Genomic DNA, 16,857 nt, shown 5'->3' with positions numbered 1-16,857 from the left:
CATGATGGCGCACCCGGGGCCTTCAGCGTGCCGGCGGCGGCAGGAGAAGCGCCGGATCGCGGGCGCGGCGCAGGGTGTCGGATGGGAGTTCGGCGAACATTTCGCGGTAATCGGCGGCGAAGTGCGACAGATGCCAGAAGCCCCAGCGTGCGGCGATGTCGGCGACCGTGTCGTGCTGCGGGTCGGCCTGCTTGAGTGCTCTGCGTGCGCCGTTGAGGCGTAATGCGCGCAGGAACTTCACCGGGTTCATGTCCAGCACGTCCTGGAAGCTGTATTGCAGTGTGCGCCGCGATACGCGCAGCTGGATACAGAGATCGGCGACGGAAATCGGTTCGTCGATGTGCTCGTGCATCAGGGTGCGCGCCCGTTCGACGATGATCCGGCGGGCCCGGCTGGATGGCGTCTGGCGGGGCTCCGGGGCGCTGGCGATCGATTCGAGAATGGTGGCGTAGACGGCTTGCTCGAGGGCCTTGCGGATCTGCTCGTGCGCCAGCATCTGCGGTGTCGCGCGCAGGCTGGCAAGGACGGTGACGAGAAACGAGCGCAGTTTCGCCGCATGTTCCGCGCTGTTGGCGATCGGGCAGAGGTTTTTCAGTTCGATGCCGAGATCGCGGTGTTCGACCTGGAGTGCGTAGTCGTTCAGCTTGTTGATGTCGATGGTGGCGGCCACCAGTTCGTGCCGCCTGGGGGTGCGGAAATCCAGCGCTTCGCCGCCTTTCAGCGTGATGATCGAGTCATAGCTGAAGTCTTCGCCGCAGAACCAGCCGTTGTTGTCGAGCGAGGTGGCCACGCCCACCACCAGCGAGCCCTGCCAGGGCATGCCGCTCTCGTGGATGGACTGGTTGGCCTCCTCGCGGAAGATCTGCACGTTGCCGAAACAGAACTCTTCGAAGGTGCCGCCGAAGGTGCCCGCGGACAGTTGATCGTAGCGCTGCCCCCATTCCCGCAGACAGGCGGCATGCTCGTCGATGTCGCCGGTTTCGTGCAGATGCTTGATGAATGGCGCATTGGCCTGCGCCAGGGCCTGGGTAATCATGAGGAACCCCTCACCGGAACGATGATGACCGGTGTTTGCAAGCAAGGCGCGCACCAACTCCGTTCCATGCTCGCAATCCCTTGACGGACGGTGTCTTGCCGCTCGGCGGCATGCGACCGGGGTGCCGGCGCGCCCCGACCTGGCGCACGCCGGCCCGGCGACGCCCTTGTGCCGGGCATGGCGTCGGACAGGAGATGGGGTGGAAGGTCGGGTGTGCCGCGGGTGAGACGCGCGCGCGTGAACATGCGCACGCTGCAGGGCAGGGGCGGTTCATTTCTGTCTGTCTCCTGTTCGCCTTCCTTTCGATGGAAAGGAAGGCCCTTGTCGTTTTCGTTCTCCTTTTTATGGTTATGCCGTGATCGAGGCGGTGTCAAGGACTGATTGGCTGGGGCCTCGTCGGGCGGGTGCTCGGCATGGTGCATGGGCGCGCAGTTGGAAGCTGGTGGCCTTGCCGGTTTCGGATAACGCCTGCCCTGCCGCCCGGCCTAGCATTTGCCGACATCGCCGCTTCGGCCGAGTCGTCGCGGTGTGGTGGGTACGGGCGCCATCGTCCTGCCTGGAATCGATGCTCATGACCAAGAACGGGAGTACCGACCTTGAACGAGAAACTGATCGCCCAAACATTGCGCGGCGCGCTGGCGGCCCTGGCAGTGCTGCTGCCTGGCCACGGCGCGCTTGCCGCCGCTTCCGGCGAAGCCCTGATGCGTGCAAAGTGCCAGGCCTGTCACGAAACCGATGCGGGCTTCAGCCGCATCGGTGACCAGCGCAAATCGCCCGAAGGCTGGCTGATGTCGGTTGCCCGCATGCAGATCGTGCATGGCCTGAAGATCACCGACGAAGAGCGCCGCGCGGTCGTCAAGCATCTGGCCGATACCCAGGGGCTGGCGCCGTCCGAGACCGAGGGCTCGCGCTATGCGCTCGAACGCCGCCTGAACACCATGGAGTCCTTCGAGTCGCAGCAATTCACCGAGATGTGCGCGCGCTGCCACTCCGGCGCGCGAGTGCTGCTGCAGCGCCGGCCGGCGTCGGAATGGGAGCACCTGGTGCATTTCCACCTCGGCCAGTACCCCACCACCGAGTTCCAGGCTTTCAGCCGCGACCGCGACTGGCTGGGCATCGCGCTCAAGGAGATGGTGCCCGAGCTTGCCAGCAAGCTGCCGCTGGAATCGGAAGCCTGGAAAGCCTGGCAGGCGCGCGCGCCGCAGGCGGTCAACGGCGAATGGAGCCTGAGCGGCCACATGACCGGGCGCGGCGGCTTCTCCGGCGTCATGAAGGTGTCGGCCGGCAAGGGCGAGGATCTCCATGCGCTGAGCTTCGAAGGCCGCTGGGACGACGGCAAGCCGATGGCAGGCAAGGGCCAGGCGCTGATCTACACCGGTTACGAATGGCGCGGCGATCTGGTCGTCGATGGTACGCCGATGCGCCAGGTGTTCGCGCTCGAGGACGGCGTGCTGCGCGGCCGGATGTTCCTGCGCGACCACGACGAAGTGGGTGGCGACGTCGTCGCCAGCCTGCAGCGTGACGGCAATACGCGCGTGCTGGCGGTGCATCCCGCCTACCTGAAGGCGGGCGAGGAAGGGGAGCTGCGCATCGTCGGCTCGAAGCTCGAGGGCGAGGTCGTGCTGCCGCAAGGTGTGAGCCTGCTGGAAACCGTCAAGCGCTCGGCCAGCGAAGTGGTGCTGCGCGTGCGTGCGGAGACGGCCGCGCGCGGCACGCATCCGGTGACGGTGGGCACGGCCAGCGGCGGCAGCCTGGCGGTGTATGAGCGCATCGGCGAACTCAAGGTGCTGCCTGCCTACGCGGTGGCCCGCATCGGCGGTAACGGCACGCCTACCGCCAAGGTCGAAGCCCGCTTCGATGCCGAGGCCTGGGATGTGGGGCCGGACGGCCAGGCCGGTACCAGCGACGACTTCCGCATCGGCGTGGTGCCGGCCCGGTGGTCGGTGGAGCCGTTCGACGAGGTTGCGGCACGCGACGAGGACGTGAAGTTCGCCGGCCTGATGGACGAGGCTTCGGGCGTCTTCGTGCCCGGCGGTGCAGGCCCCAATCCCTTGCGGCGGATGTCGGCCAACAACGTCGGCAACCTGAAGGTGGTGGCCGAGGTGGAGCAGGGCGGCGAGCCGCTGCGCGGCGAAGGCCAGTTGATCATTGCGCCGCCGCGCTGGAACAACCCGCCGCTTCCCTGACCGGCTGCGTCCGACGTCCCGGCGGGCGATGTCCCGCCACCCGCGATCCCGATGATTGAGGAGGCTCCGATGGGTGCCGTCTTGAACCTGGTGCAGCACAACCTGCACGAGTTGCGCGTCGACGACACGCGCATGCTGTTCCACATTCCGAGCAGTTCGCTGTTCGCGCTCGATCCGCTGACCGAGGCGCTGATCGACCGCATCCGCCGCCAGAGCCTGACCGCCGAGGCGCTGATCGACGGCCTGCGCACCGAGTTCGACGCCGACGACGTCGCCGGTGCGATCCGCGACCTGGTGGCGCTCGAGCTGGTCGACGACGGCCACCCGGCCGGCAGCGCGGCGGCCGCGCACGTGTTCGAGCGCTTTCCGCTGACGACGGTGGTGCTCAACGTCAATACCGGCTGCAACCTGAGCTGCACCTATTGCTACAAGGAGGATCTCGACAAGCCCTCGGCCGGCCGCAAGATGGCTTTCGACACCGCGCGCGATTCGATCGAGCTGCTGCTGCGCGAGTCGCCCGACGAGTCGCGCTACAACGTGGTGTTCTTCGGCGGCGAGCCGCTCAGCAACCTGCCGCTGATCAAGGACGTGGTGGCCTACTGCGAGGAGCGTTTCGCCGGCCTGGGCAAGCAGGTCGATTTCGTCATGACGACGAACGCCACGCTGCTCTCCAACGACACCATCGACTGGCTCAACGAGCACCGCTTCGGCCTGTCGATCAGCATCGACGGCCCGAAGGCGATCCACGACCGCAACCGGCTCACGGTCGGCGGCCAGGGCACCTACGAAACCGTGCGGCGCAAGGCCGAGCGGCTGCTGTCGCGCTATACCGCGCGGCCGGTCGGCGCACGGGTGACGCTGACCCACGGCACGACCGAGGTCGAGCGCATCTGGGACCACCTGTTCAACGAGCTGGGCTTCGCCGAAGTCGGCTTCGCGCCGGTGACCTCGGGCGACATCAGCAGCTTCAACCTGAGCAACGAGGAAGTGGCCGAGGTCTTCGCCGGCATGAAGCGGCTCGGCCGGCGCTACCTGGAGGCGGCGCTGGAAGGGCGCAACATCGGCTTCTCGAACATGCACCAGTTGATCACCGACATGCACGAGGGCCACAAGAAGCTGCTGCCCTGCGGCGCCGGGCTGAAGATGCTGGCGGTCGACCACAAGGGCGAACTGAACCTGTGCCACCGCTTCACCGGCTCCGAGCTGCCGACCTTCGGCAACGTCAAGGACGGCATCGAGCGCGAGCAACTGGGCGATTTCCTGTCGCAGCGCCTGGACCGCAGCGGTACCGGCTGCGCGAGCTGCCGCATCCGCAACCTGTGTTCGGGCGGCTGCTACCACGAGAGCTATGCGCGCTACGGCGACGCCACCCACCCCACCTACCACTACTGCGATCTGATGCGCGACTGGGTGGATTTCGGCATCGAAGTTTACAGCCGCATCATGGCCGGCAACCCGGCCTTCATCGAACAGCACATTTCCCCGAGGAGGGCGTCATGAAACATCTGAAGGCAATCAACAACAAGGCGAAGCTGCTGGAGCAGGCCGTCGGTGAGGATCGCGTCGAGGAAGTGGTGGCGATGAGCGCACTCGCCGGCTGCACGGCGACGGTCGACCCCGGTTGGGAAGTCGATGTCTTCGGTGGCGTGGCCGGGCTGTGCCAGCCGATGGAAGCCGACCTCTACGGCTGCGCCGACCCCTGCTGGTGGCCGGCCCAGGTGCCCGACACGATGATCACCTATCCGGACTGGAACAAGGACGCGACGAACTCCCGCGAAGACTGGCGCAACCTCGACTCGGTGTTCCCGGGCGACAAGCTGTAAGGGGCAGACATGAAGAACACGACGATTGGCGGCGCCCTGCGCCGCAGTGCACGCGCCGCCGCCGTGGCTGCCTGTGTCGCCGGCAGCGCGCTGCCGGCCGCCGCGGCCAACGAGTCGCTGGCGCTGAAAGCGGGCAGCGAGTACCTGATGGTGGCGAACTACCCGAACAACCTGAACGTGGTCGATGTGACGGCCGCCAGCGTCTACAAGACTTGCACGCTGCCCGACGCCTTCGGTCCGGGCCTGACGCAGATCTCGCCCGACCGGCGCATCGCCTACATCCTGAACAACCGCTTCGGCACCATCTACGGGGTGGAACTCGACACCTGCAAGGTGGTTTTCCGCGCCGAGATGTCGCTGGCCGACAACGAGCGGGCGAAGTCCTTCGCGTCCTTCACCGTCAGTGCCGACGGCAAGGAGGTGTACGCGGTGCAGAACCCGACGACGATCAACCGCGACCATTACCGCGTCGGCGAACCGCGCTTTGCCGTCTATGACACCAGCGCCGGGCTCGAGGCCCGTCCGGTGCGCATGTTCCCCGCGCCGCGCCAGTCCACCATCATGCAGGCGGCGCCCGACGGCACGCTCTACCTCGCCGGGCAGAACGTGTACGAGGTCGATGTGAAGACCGGCGAGATGAAGGTGAAGCTGCCGATCCGCGAGTGGAACCGCAGCACCCATGCGCCGCTGGACGTGCTGTACGTGTGGCCGGTGCAGACGCCGCAGCGGGACTTCACCATCCTCTACACCACGGCGAAATACCAGGACGACAAGCAGGACATGGCGACGGCCGAGTTCCAGTACGGCTATCTCAACGTCAATCTGCTGACGGGCGAGGCCGAGGCGCGCGAGTTCGGGCCGCTGACCGAGATCTACTTCACCGGACTGCGTTCGCCGAAGGACCGCAACATCATCTACGGCCTGCTGCACCGGCTGACCAAGTACGACATTGCCGAGAGCAAGCTGGTGCAGGCGGTGGAACTGGAGCATACCTACTACACCTTGCTGACCAATCACGATGGCAGCCGGCTCTATCTCACCGGCACCCTCAACGACATCGCCATCTACGACGCCGACTCGCTGACCAAGCTGGGCAACGTGCAACTGCCGGGCGGCGACATGTCCCTCGGCACCGGCCAGGTCTTCGTGCGCTGAGGCGGGGCCCCTGTTCCATCGGCGGAGCAGGGGCTCGCGCGGCCGGAAGGCCGCATGGATGCATCACTGAAAAAATCATCGGGGAGATGGCGCAATGCGTATTCGAACGAAGGTGGCGGCCGCACTGGCTGTCGGGCTGACGTGTCTGGGGCCGGCGCATGCGCTGGATCTTTATCAGAGCGAGCGGGCTTCGCTGGGATTGAGCGTGGACGGCATGGCGGGGGCTTTTTCCACCCGTGAGGACTATCTGGGCGAAGGCGGCAAGAAGTGGCGGGAAGCTTTCATCCACGGTGTGCTGACCGGCAGCCTCCGTGCCGGCGAAGGCGAACTGTACGGCGGCCTGGGGGCGATCGCGCAGGGCACCTGGGGGGACGGTGATGCCGCAGGCTACACGAACGGACGTGAGCGCGACGTCGACCTCGAAGATGCCTATCTCGGCTGGCGCAGCGCGGGCGGCGTGTTCGATTTCTCCTTTGGCCGCCAGCAGTTCCAGCTCGGCGACGGCTTCCTGATCGCCGCCGACCGCGTCAACCTCGGCAAGGGGCTCGATGTGCTCGGTGTCGACGTCGACCGCGGCGGCGCCTATTACATCGCGGCGAAGAAGAGCTTCGGCAACACCGCGATCCTGCGCATCGACCCCGCCGGGCCGTGGCGCGGCGACGTGTTCTGGCTCAAGTCGAACAATCCCTACCAGCAGGACACCGAACTGGGCGGGCTGAACCTGGAGTACGTGTCCGAAACCTACGGCACGCTCGGCCTGAGCTGGATGAAGGTGCTCGGTGTCGACAAGGGCGCCGGGCTGGGCATCTTCGATAGCCGCGACGGCATGCGCATCGCCAACCTGCGCGGCCAGGGCAGCCTGGGCGTCGACAACCTGTTCGTGGCCTTCGAGTACGTCGACCAGCGCGGCGGCGACACCGCGGTGAAGAACGACGCCGACGCCTGGTTCGTCGAAGGCGGCTGGACCTTCGCCGACGTCGCCTGGAGCCCGACGCTGAACTACCGCCATGCGCGCTTCTCGGCCGACAAGGCCTCGACCACCCGCAACGAGGCTTTCGATCCGTTGTTCTTCGGCCTCAGCCGCGGCCTGGGGACCTGGTTCCAGGGCGAAGTCGCCGCCAACTACGCCGGGCCGGCCAACAGCGGCAACAAGGTCGACCGGCTGGAGCTGACGCTGACGCCGCGCGAGGATCTGGCGGTCACGCTGCAGTACTGGGACATCCGCTCGATCGGCGATGCGGCCGATCTGGACGGACGCGAGATCGACCTGTTCGCCTTCTGGCAGATCAACGACAAGTTCACCTTCGTACCGCTTGTTGGCATCTACGAGCCGCGCGGCAAGGACGTGAAGAGCCTGCAGGGCAACGACAGGCGCAACGTCTATCTGCAGGCGGTGCTGCTGTTCAATTTCTGAGGCCACTGTTTCGGCTGGATTTTACCGATACCCAATGCACATATACGGAGACAGGACATGGATGCACATACGAGTGCACTGCTGAATGAGAACACCCGCCGCTTCGTGAGCAAGCCGCACCGGATGCTGATCGGCGGCGCTTGGGAGGAGGCGAGCGACGGCGGCACGCTGGACGTGTTCGACCCGGCCACCGGCCAGGCCTTCGCCAAGGTACCGGCCGGCGGCAAGGCCGACATCGACCGCGCGGTGGCCGCCGCACGCAAGGCCTTCGACGGCGGCGACTGGGCGCTCATGCGTCCGGTCGACCGCGAGCGCCTGCTGATGAAGCTGGCCGACCTGGTGGAGGCCAACGCCCAGGAACTGGCCGAGCTCGAAGCGCTGGACAACGGCAAGCCGGTGACGGTGGCGCGCTTCGCCGACGTTGCGCTGGTAGTCGATTCGCTGCGCTACATGGCCGGCTGGGCGACCAAAATCGGCGGCGAGACCATGCAGCCCTCGGTGCCGATCGTCCGCGAGCGCGAGTTCTGGGGCTTCACCCGGCGCGAGCCGGTCGGCGTGGTCGGCGCCATCATCCCGTGGAACTTCCCGCTGCTGATGGCGGCGTGGAAGATGGGGCCGGCGCTGGCCAGCGGCTGCACGATGGTGCTGAAGCCGGCCGAGGAGACGCCGCTGAGCGCGCTGCGCCTGGCCGAACTGGTGCAGGAAGCGGGCTACCCGGCCGGGGTGTTCAACGTCGTCACCGGCCTGGGCCACACCGCCGGCGCCGCGCTGTCCTCGCACCCGCACATCGACAAGCTCGCCTTCACCGGCTCGACCGAGATCGGCAAGCTGGTGGGCAAGGCCGCGCTCGACAACATGACGCGCATCTCGCTCGAGCTGGGCGGCAAGAGCCCGATGATCGTGCTCGAGGACGCCGACGTCGACGCGGTGGCGGCCGGCGCGGCGCACGGCATCTTCTTCAACTCCGGCCAGGTGTGCACTGCCGGCTCGCGCCTGTTCGTGCACAAGAAGAAGTTCGACCAGGTGGTCGAAGGGCTGTCGAACATCGCCGCCGGCATGAAGGTCGGCGCCGGGCTCGAGCCCGACACCCAGCTCGGCCCGCTGGTGTCGGCGGTGCAGCAGGAACGGGTGATGGGCTACATCCGCAGCGGCTTCGATGAAGGGGCGCGTGCCGCGGTGGGCGGCGAGGCGGGTGCGGGCGGCGGCTACTTCGTCAAGCCGACGGTGCTGGTCGATGCGCGCGACGACATGCGGGTGGTGCGCGAGGAGATCTTCGGCCCGGTGGTGGTGGCGATGCCGTACGACGACCTGGACGAAGTCGCCCGCCGCGCCAACGACACGCCCTACGGGCTGGCGGCGAGCATCTGGTCGAACGACCTGACGCGGGTGCATCGGCTGATTCCGCGGATCAAGGCCGGCACGGTGTGGGTGAACTGCCATACGGTGCTGGACAACTCGATGCCGTTCGGCGGCTTCAAGCAGTCGGGCATCGGCCGCGAGATGGGGCGCGCGGTGTTCGACCAATACACCGAACTCAAGTCGGTGCTGATGGCTTTGTGAGTGCCGTGCGCGCTGCTGCAGGCCGGCAGCGCGCCGGTTCTTTCTGCCGGTGCGGTCTGTGTGCGGCCCGGGGCCGCAAGGACGGAACGGAATGGATACCCCCGAGCTGGCGGTGACGGCAACCCGTCCCATCGCCCTCGACTGGACCACCGCAGTGCCCGCCGTGCGCGAGCACCACTGGCGGCGCGTCCATGGCGATGCGTCGCTGGCCGCCTGGCTCGCCCCGCTGGCGCCGACGCATCTGCACTTCGGCAGCGAGTTCTGCGAGCATCTGCTGCCGTCGCCGCGTGTCTTGCGCGAGGCCGTGCGCCAGGCCGGTGAGCACGGCCTGCGTTTCGCCCTGCTCACGCCGGTCGCTTCGCCCGGCGTGATCGGGCGGCTCGATGTCTTGTTGCCGCTGCTGCCGGACGGCATGGAGGTGGTGGCCAACGACTGGGGCGTGGCCCACCGGGTGGCGACGCGCTTTCCGTCCCTCGGGCTGGTGGCGGGCCGGGTGCTGTGCCGCATGACCAAGGACCCGCGCCTCGACGCGGGCTGGGCCGGCCGCTGCGGCCATGCGCTGGCGGCGCCGGCGATGCGTGCGCTGTTCGAGCACCTCGGCATCCGCCGGCTGGAGCTCGACATGCCGGTCTTCCCCGACGAGGAAGCGCTCGACGGCCTGCCGCTGCCGGCAGGCGTGCATCTGCCCTTCGTGTATGTGGCCAAGGGGAGGATGTGCCGGGTCGGGAGCCTGTCGATGACGGGGCCGGAGCGCTTCGCCGTCGGCCGCCGCTGCAAGAAGGAGTGCCTGCGCATGTCGGCGGCGGCTTCGCGGCCGGGGCGGGAGGATGCCTGCAGCGCGGTGCAGCTCGGCAACACCTTGTTCAGCCGTCATTCCGATGCGATGGCGCATTCCCTGAGGCATGCGGCCGGCATGGGCCGGATCGCGCGCCTGGTCGTTGCGGGAGAGCCCTTGTGAGAATCGTCGCTCCGGTGTCCCGCTTGTCCGAGATCGGCCTGCTGGCGCAGGCCGGCGCCAGCGAGTTCTATTGCGGCCTGGTGCCGCCGGAATGGCTCGGCCGCTTCCATGCCCTGAGCGCCAACCGGCGGCCGTCCGGCAACCTGAAGAGCTACGAGGATCTGGCCGCTGCGGTCGAGCTGGCCCACGCCCACGGCGCCATGCTGTCGCTGGTGCTGAACGCGCAGAACTACCCGGCCGCACAGGCCGAGGCGGCGGTGGAGATCGCGCAGCGCTTCGCCGGCGTCGGCGGCGACGCGCTGATCGTCAGCGATCTCGGCCTGGTCCATGTGCTTGCGGCGCGTTTTCCCGCCCTGCGCGTGCATGTCAGCTCGGTGGCGACCTGCCGCAACGCGGCAGCGGCGCGCTTGTGCCTCGAGCTGGGCGCGCGCCGGCTGATCCTGCCGCGCGACGTGACCATCGACGAAGCCGCCGGCATCGCCGCCGAAGTGCCGGATATCGAGATCGAGGCTTTCGTCCTCAACGACGGCTGCGTCTTCGAGGAGGGTGCCTGCCATACGATCCATCTGCCGGGGCAGATGGGCGGGCCGATCTGCCTCGACCGCTACCGCTACAGCTACCGCCGCCGCGATGGCGGCGAACTGCCGCCGCATCTGGCGGCGCGCCTGCGGGAGAACGACGAGGCCTACGAGCGCTGGCTCTGGTACCGCTTCTCCTGCGGTTTCAGCACCACGCCGGAAGGCCTGCCTTACGGGCCTTGCGGCCTGTGTGCCATCCCCGCGCTGCGGCGCGGCCGGGTGGCGGCGATCAAGATCGCCGGGCGCGAGGCGCCGACGGCTCGCAAGCTGGCGAGCGTGCGCATGGTGAAGTCGGTTGTCGACCGTGTGCGCGGCGGCGCGGACGATGCGGCGGTGCGGGATTTCGCCATGGCCTTGAGACCCTCCGAAGCGCACTGCGCCACCGGCTTCATGTGCTACTACCCGGAAGTGCTGCGGGCGGAGGCGAACTGAAATGGGCGCCTCATTCCATGCCGTGCCGGCCTGGGCGGCCGCTGTGGCTGCCGCAGCGTTGGCGGCCGGCTGGGCGGCGGCGGGGCAGGCCATGCTCGTGGCCGCGGCCGTGCTGGCGCTGCATGCGGCGTTCAGGCCGGCCGGGCGTCCATACCTGCTGTCGCTGGCCGCGGCGCTGGCCTGGGGTTGCGTGCTGGCGCTGGGCTGGCATTTCGCCGCGGACGGCTTCGCGTTGCGCTACGTCTGGCTGTACAGCAGCGCCGAGCTGCCGCTGCATCTGAAGCTGGCCAATGTCTGGGGGGGCGATGAAGGCACGACGCTGCTGCTCGCGGCCTGCTGCCTGAGCCTGGCCGCGAGCGGCGCGCGCGCCGGGGCGGATGCGGGCCGCGGGTCCGTCGCCGCGGCGATCGCCGCCTGGTATGCGCTGACCGCGGTGTGGCTGGCGCCGTTCGCGGCGACGCCGGCCGAATGGCTGGCGCAAGCGCCGTCGCAGGGCATGAACGCCCACCTGATGAAGATCTGGATGCTGTTCCATGCGCCGCTGGTGGTGCTGGCCTATGCCTGGACGCTGTCGCTGGCGGCGCCCGCGCTGGCCGCCCTGCGCGGCGCGCAGCCGGCCTGGCCCGGGCTCGCCCGCGCACGGGCGCGGCGGGCCTGGGCGGTGCTGACCGCCGGCATCGGCTTCGGCATGGTGTGGGCCTTCGAGGATGCGATGTACGGCCAGGTGTGGCACTGGGACCCGGTGCAGACCGCGGCCTTCTGCCTGTGGTGCTTCCTCAGCGCCCATCTGCATGGCGTCGCCGGCTGGGCGCCCGGGCGCACGCGCGGCTGGGCCGTGCCCTGGGCGGCCTTGCTTGCCGCGCTGATGGCGCCGCTGGCGATGGCGGTGACGCGCAATCCGATGCTCGCCAGCTCGCACCGCTACGTGGGGGCGGATTCGTGGATCGTCCATCTCGTGCTCGGCGTGGTGTTGCTGCTGGCCGGGCTGGGGTGTGCGCTGGCCCGGCGCGACCGTAGAAACCTGCCGGCGCGGCCGGCATCGGGCATCGGCTTGTGGCTGGCACAGCTCGGTTTCCTGGCGGCCGGCGTCGCGGCGCTGGGGCAGCTGGCTTTCGCCTTCGGTGCAGAGGCCTGGGGGCTGCCGCGCCCGGACGAATACAAGCCTTTTCTCGCCATGCTGGTCAACCTGATGCCGGGCGGCAGCGAGCTGGACGCCTTGCGCCGGGCCTTCGATCAATGGGACGTGGATGGCTACGTGCTGGCCCGCCTGCTGCTGGTCCCGCTGGTGGTGCTCGGCGGGGTCGGTGGCTGGTATTTCTTCCGCCGGCTGTCGAAGCGTGCGGGCTGGGTGTCGCTGGTGCTGGCGGCAGCACTCGCGGTGCTGGGGGCCGAGGCCGGCGGCCTGCTGACGCGTGGTTATGCGGGCAGGGGCATTCTGTCGCAGAACATCGTCGCACTGCTGCCGCTGCTCGATGCCTGCCTGGTCGCGGGGGCCTACCTGGCAGCAGGCTGCCTCATCTGGGCCGGCGTGACGGCATGGCGCCTGGGCTGGAAAGGCGTGTCGGTGTCGGCGCCGCTGGCGGCGATCCATGCCGGCGTGGTGCTGATGCTGTGGGGCGGCATGATGGCGATCGCGCTCAACAGCTATTCGCAGCACGAGCTGGTGCCGGAGGGAAGTCTGGAAGAGACGAGTACCGGCTGGGTGAAGGACAGGCATGGTTATACCTTCCGCCTGGCGGGTATCGAGGTCGGCGATGCCGACGACGGTGCCCGGCACGGCGAGGCCGGCATCCGTGCCGTGACGAGGGTGGAAGTGCGCGGCGCCCGCGGCGAGATCATGGACGGGCAGACGCTCTATCGCGACAGCCGCAGCCTGCCGGAGCGCTACGACGGGCCGATGCGGCAGATCTGCGAACTGCTGGATTATCGCTATGCCCGCCATGTCACGACGCCGGGCTACCTGCTCGACCCTCTGATCGACCACGGCTGGGGCCGCAGCGTGCAGTTCTGGATCTCGCCCGCGGCGCTGCTGGAGGCGGATGCGGCAAATGGCGAGCCGCCGGCCGTGGTCGCCGTGGTCAAGGTCTTCCCGTTCGTGTCGCTGCTGTGGACGGGCCTGGTGCTGGCGGCGCTGGGCGGTGCCTGGCTGGCCCTGCTGCCGCAGCGTGAGGCGAGGGCGGCACGGGCTGGCTGACCCGGATCCCTTTCCGCGTACCGTGCCCAGGTGCGCTCTGCAGTGGGAGCAAGTCCCGGCGCAGGGCCGCGCCGGGGCATTTTTTACTTCGCCGTCGGCATGGCGAATTCAGCGCCCTTGCCGATGCTCTCCGGCCAGCGCTGCATGATCGACTTCTGCCTGGTGTAGAAGCGCACGCCTTCTTCCCCATAGGCATGCATGTCGCCGAACAGGCTCTTCTTCCAGCCACCGAAGCCGTGCCAGGCCATCGGCACCGGAATCGGCACGTTGATGCCCACCATGCCGACCTCGATGCGCCGCGCGAACTCGCGCGCCACATGGCCGTCGCGGGTGAAGCAGGCGACGCCGTTGCCGAACTCGTGCTCGTTGATCAGATTCACCGCCGCGGCGAGATCGGGCACCCGCACGCACGACAGCACCGGCCCGAAGATTTCTTCCCGATAGATGCTCATGTCGGTGCCGACGTGATCGAACAGCGTGCCGCCGAGCCAGAATCCCTGTTCGCAGCCTTCACCGGCGGACGAACCCTGGAAATCGCGGCCATCGACGAGCAACCGGGCGCCGGCAGCGATACCCTGCTCGATGTAGCCGGTGATGCGCGCATGCGCGGCAGGCGTCACGATGGGGCCCATTTCGGCCGCCGGATTGCTGCCGTCGAGCACCTTCAAGGCCTTCGTGCGCTCCACCAGCTTCGGCACGATCCTGTCCGCCACGTCGCCCACCAGCACTGCCACCGAAATCGCCATGCAGCGCTCGCCGGCCGAACCGTAGCCTGCGCCGATCAGGGCATCGACGGCCTGGTCGATGTCGGCATCCGGCATCACCACCATGTGGTTCTTGGCGCCGCCGAGCGCCTGCAGTACGCTTGCCGTGCCGTGCGCCGGTCTCGTAGATGTAGTTGGCGATCGGCGTGGAGCCGACGAAGGAGAGGGCCTTCACGTCCGGATGTTCCAGCAGCGCATCGACGGCTTCCTTGTCGCCCTGCACCACGTTGAACACGCCGTCGGGCAGGCCGGCCTCCTTCAGCAGATCGGCGATGAACAGGCTGGGGCTGGGGTCGATGGGGCTGGGCTTGAGCACGAAGCAGTTGCCGGCCGCGAGGGCCACCGGGAACATCCACATCGGCACCATCACCGGGAAGTTGAACGGCGTGACGCCGGCGACCACACCGAGCGGCTGGCGCATCGTCCAGTTGTCCATGCCGGTGCTGACCTGGTCGGTGAAATCGCCTTTCAGCAACTGCGGAATGCCGCAGGCGAACTCGACGATGTCGATGCCGCGGGCGACTTCCCCCTGGGCGTCGGTGAACACCTTGCCATGCTCGGCGGTGATGAGCGCGGCCAGTTCGTCCTTGTGCCGGTTCAGCAACTCGAGGAAGCGGAACATCACGCGCGCGCGCCGGATCGGCGGCGTGTCCGCCCAGGCGGGAAAGGCCGCACGGGCAGCGGCCACCGCGGCTGCCACGTCCTCCCGGCTGCCGAGCCGCACCTGGCGGCTGAGCGCGCCGGTGGCGGGGTTGTAGACGGGCTGCGTGCGGGTGCCGCTGCCGGCCGTGCGTGCACCGCCGATGTACTGGGCGATCTCGGTATTGCTGCTGCTCTGCGTCATGGTGGAACTCCTTGTGGGGCGCGGATGGGTTTTCCGGGTTGAAATGCCCGCGGCGGGGCTGACTGTCGTTCAGTAGTGCTCGGGTGCCAGGACCATCGTGCTGTTCCCCCCTTCGATGGCGGCATCGCGGAGCGAAGGCACTCGGGTGAGCACGTGATCGGCATAGAAATGTGCCGTGACGGTCTTCGCATGCAGGAAGACCGGATCGCCCTGGCCGCGCATCAGCATTTCCTCCGCGCGCAGCAGCGCACGGGCCATCTGCCAGCCGGCAACCGTGATGCCGGCCAGCATCAGGTATGGCACCGAGCCGGCATGGACTTCGTTCGGCCGTTGCCCGGCGTGCTCGACCACGAAGCCGATCACCTGCTCGAAAGCCTCCCGCGCCGCACGCAGGCGCTTGTGCATGGCCCGCGCCGCGGCACTGTCCAGGGCGGCGAGTTCGGCTTCGGTGGCGGCAATCTGCGCGGCGACGGCGCGTGCCGTGCGTCCGCCGTCGCGCACCGTCTTGCGCCCCACCAGGTCGTTGGCCTGGATCGCGGTCGTGCCTTCGTAGATGGGCAGGATTCTGGCATCGCGGTAATGCTGTGCCGCGCCGGTCTCCTCGATGAAGCCCATGCCGCCATGCACCTGCACGCCGAGCGAGGTGGCTTCGAGGCTCATTTCGGTGCTGTAGCCCTTGACCAGCGGCACCAGGAATTCGTGGAAGGTGGCGCTTTCCCTGCGCGTGGCGGCATCGGGATGGTGGTGTGCCGCGTCGTATGCGGCTGCCGCCACCGTGGCCATGGCCCGGCAGGCCTGCGTGCTGGCACGCATGGCCATGAGCATGCGGCGCACGTCGGGATGCAGGATGATCGGTGCGCTGCCCGCCGTGGAGCCGTCCACGGGACGGCTTTGCACCCGCTCCTTCGCGTAGGCCGCGGCCTGCTGATAGGCTCGTTCGGCAATGGCGATGCCTTGTACGCCGACCGCGTATCTCGCCGCGTTCATCATGATGAACATGTATTCGAGGCCGCGATTCTCCTCGCCCACCAGATGGCCCACTGCGCCCCCCTCGTCGCCGAACTGCAGCACGGCCGTCGGCGACGCCTTGATGCCGAGCTTGTGCTCGATGGAAACGCAATGCACGTCGTTGCGCGCCCCTGGTTTGCCGGCCTGATCGACCAGGAACTTGGGCACCACGAACAGGCTGATGCCCTTGACGCCTTCAGGCGCGCCGGGCACGCGGGCCAGTACCAGGTGGACGATGTTGTCCGCCATGTCGTGCTCGCCGTAGGTGATGAAGATCTTGGTGCCGAACAGCCTGTAGCTGCCATCGGCCTGCGGCTCGGCGCGCGTGCGCACGAGCGAAAGGTCCGAGCCGGCCTGAGGCTCGGTGAGATTCATCGTCCCGGTCCATTCGCCCGTCACCAGCTTGTCGAGATAGATCGCCTTGAGCTCGTCGCTGCCTGCCGTCAGCAGCGCTTCGATCGCGCCATCGGTCAGCAGCGGGCACAGCGCGAAGCTCAGGTTGGCGCTGTTGAACATCTCGGCGCAGGCCGCGCCGATGGTCCTGGGCAGGCCTTGCCCGCCGAAATTCGGTGGGTGCTGCAAGCCCTGCCAGCCACCCTCGACGAACTGGCGGTAGGCGCTCCTGAAACCGGGCGCCGTCCTTACCTGCCCAGCCTTCCAGATCGAGGGCTCCCTGTCGCCCACGGCATTGAGCGGCGCCACCACCCCCTGGCTGAACCTGGCGCACTCTTCCAGCACGGCAGCAGCGGTGTCCGGCCCCGCTTCCTCGAAGCCCGGCCACTGCGCGGTCTGCGCCAGTCCGGCGAGCTCCTGCATGCAGAACAGCATGTCGTCGATCGGCGCCCGGTAGCTCATGTCTTTTTCTCTCCTGTATATGCGTCTGCAGCCACACGCCGACGGCGGTC

Annotated in this window: 12 protein-coding genes and 1 pseudogene; 9 read left to right on the top strand and 4 right to left on the bottom strand. The window is 68.2% G+C overall.

Translation table 11 applies throughout. The features are described 5' to 3' along the window. Positions 1-22: 22 nt before the first annotated feature. Positions 23-1,036: a helix-turn-helix domain-containing protein gene (locus AAFL97_RS18575; RefSeq protein WP_341646169.1), complete on the bottom strand. Its 1,014-nt coding sequence runs from the start codon at positions 1,034-1,036 to the stop codon at positions 23-25. Positions 1,037-1,632: 596 nt separating this feature from the next. On the opposite strand from AAFL97_RS18575, the gene peaA reads away from it, so the two are divergent. The 9 genes from peaA to ccsA all read left to right on the top strand — a co-directional run bounded on the left by peaA (position 1,633) and on the right by ccsA (position 13,336). Continuing rightward, entirely contained in the window at positions 1,633-3,222 is a 1,590-nt protein-coding gene (gene peaA / locus AAFL97_RS18570) for a quinohemoprotein amine dehydrogenase subunit alpha (protein ID WP_341646168.1), read from the top strand. Positions 3,223-3,291: 69 nt separating this feature from the next. Beyond that, on the top strand, positions 3,292-4,722 hold the full coding sequence (peaB, locus tag AAFL97_RS18565) for a quinohemoprotein amine dehydrogenase maturation protein (RefSeq protein WP_341646167.1): 1,431 nt from the start codon (positions 3,292-3,294) through the stop codon (positions 4,720-4,722). After that, entirely contained in the window at positions 4,719-5,045 is a 327-nt protein-coding gene (qhpC, locus tag AAFL97_RS18560; RefSeq protein WP_341646166.1) for a quinohemoprotein amine dehydrogenase subunit gamma, read from the top strand. The genes peaB and qhpC overlap by 4 nt, the downstream gene beginning before the upstream one ends. 9 nt (positions 5,046-5,054) lie before the next feature. Then, complete coding sequence (gene peaD, locus AAFL97_RS18555; protein WP_341646165.1) at positions 5,055-6,200, top strand: quinohemoprotein amine dehydrogenase subunit beta; 1,146 nt, start codon at positions 5,055-5,057, stop codon at positions 6,198-6,200. 94 nt (positions 6,201-6,294) lie between these two features. Continuing rightward, entirely contained in the window at positions 6,295-7,614 is a 1,320-nt protein-coding gene (locus AAFL97_RS18550; protein WP_341646164.1) for an alginate export family protein, read from the top strand. Positions 7,615-7,671: 57 nt separating this feature from the next. Continuing rightward, complete coding sequence (locus tag AAFL97_RS18545) at positions 7,672-9,174, top strand: aldehyde dehydrogenase family protein (RefSeq protein WP_341646163.1); 1,503 nt, start codon at positions 7,672-7,674, stop codon at positions 9,172-9,174. A gap of 91 nt (positions 9,175-9,265) precedes the next feature. After that, complete coding sequence (locus AAFL97_RS18540; protein ID WP_341646162.1) at positions 9,266-10,132, top strand: hypothetical protein; 867 nt, start codon at positions 9,266-9,268, stop codon at positions 10,130-10,132. After that, positions 10,129-11,142 (top strand): U32 family peptidase, encoded by a 1,014-nt coding sequence (locus AAFL97_RS18535; RefSeq protein ID WP_341646161.1) that lies wholly within the window; start codon positions 10,129-10,131, stop codon positions 11,140-11,142. The genes AAFL97_RS18540 and AAFL97_RS18535 overlap by 4 nt, the downstream gene beginning before the upstream one ends. Before the next feature lies 1 nt (position 11,143). Continuing rightward, entirely contained in the window at positions 11,144-13,336 is a 2,193-nt protein-coding gene (gene ccsA, locus AAFL97_RS18530; RefSeq protein WP_341646160.1) for a cytochrome c biogenesis protein CcsA, read from the top strand. Positions 13,337-13,419: 83 nt separating this feature from the next. Here ccsA and AAFL97_RS18525 read toward each other — a convergent pair whose 3' ends face one another. From AAFL97_RS18525 to AAFL97_RS18515, 3 genes and pseudogenes are all read right to left on the bottom strand, one after another. Next, the gene (locus tag AAFL97_RS18525) at positions 13,420-14,157 is read right to left on the bottom strand and encodes an aldehyde dehydrogenase family protein (RefSeq protein WP_341646159.1); all 738 of its coding nucleotides are present in this window, start codon (positions 14,155-14,157) and stop codon (positions 13,420-13,422) included. A 100-nt stretch (positions 14,158-14,257) separates the two neighbouring features. Further along, positions 14,258-14,944 (bottom strand): annotated as a pseudogene (locus AAFL97_RS18520) (aldehyde dehydrogenase family protein); the annotation flags it as partial. Between the two features lie 69 nt (positions 14,945-15,013). Continuing rightward, positions 15,014-16,807 (bottom strand): acyl-CoA dehydrogenase, encoded by a 1,794-nt coding sequence (locus AAFL97_RS18515; protein WP_341646158.1) that lies wholly within the window; start codon positions 16,805-16,807, stop codon positions 15,014-15,016. Positions 16,808-16,857 lie beyond the last annotated feature (50 nt).

The sequence above is a fragment of the Thauera sp. SDU_THAU2 genome (genome assembly GCF_038260575.1).
In the GTDB taxonomy this organism is placed as follows: domain Bacteria; phylum Pseudomonadota; class Gammaproteobacteria; order Burkholderiales; family Rhodocyclaceae; genus Thauera.
This window is presented reverse-complemented; position numbering and strand designations above follow the sequence as displayed.

What these genes read in the sequence shown, in the direction of transcription:
- AAFL97_RS18575 (WP_341646169.1), bottom strand. Translation starts at nt 1,036, where the DNA reads ATGATTACCCAGGCCCTGGCGCAGGCCAATGCGCCATTCATCAAGCAT.
- peaB (WP_341646167.1), top strand. Translation starts at nt 3,292, where the DNA reads ATGGGTGCCGTCTTGAACCTGGTGCAGCACAACCTGCACGAGTTGCGC.
- qhpC (WP_341646166.1), top strand. Translation starts at nt 4,719, where the DNA reads ATGAAACATCTGAAGGCAATCAACAACAAGGCGAAGCTGCTGGAGCAG.
- peaD (WP_341646165.1), top strand. Translation starts at nt 5,055, where the DNA reads ATGAAGAACACGACGATTGGCGGCGCCCTGCGCCGCAGTGCACGCGCC.
- AAFL97_RS18550 (WP_341646164.1), top strand. Translation starts at nt 6,295, where the DNA reads ATGCGTATTCGAACGAAGGTGGCGGCCGCACTGGCTGTCGGGCTGACG.
- AAFL97_RS18545 (WP_341646163.1), top strand. Translation starts at nt 7,672, where the DNA reads ATGGATGCACATACGAGTGCACTGCTGAATGAGAACACCCGCCGCTTC.
- AAFL97_RS18540 (WP_341646162.1), top strand. Translation starts at nt 9,266, where the DNA reads ATGGATACCCCCGAGCTGGCGGTGACGGCAACCCGTCCCATCGCCCTC.
- ccsA (WP_341646160.1), top strand. Translation starts at nt 11,144, where the DNA reads ATGGGCGCCTCATTCCATGCCGTGCCGGCCTGGGCGGCCGCTGTGGCT.
- AAFL97_RS18525 (WP_341646159.1), bottom strand. Translation starts at nt 14,157, where the DNA reads ATGCCGGATGCCGACATCGACCAGGCCGTCGATGCCCTGATCGGCGCA.
- AAFL97_RS18515 (WP_341646158.1), bottom strand. Translation starts at nt 16,807, where the DNA reads ATGAGCTACCGGGCGCCGATCGACGACATGCTGTTCTGCATGCAGGAG.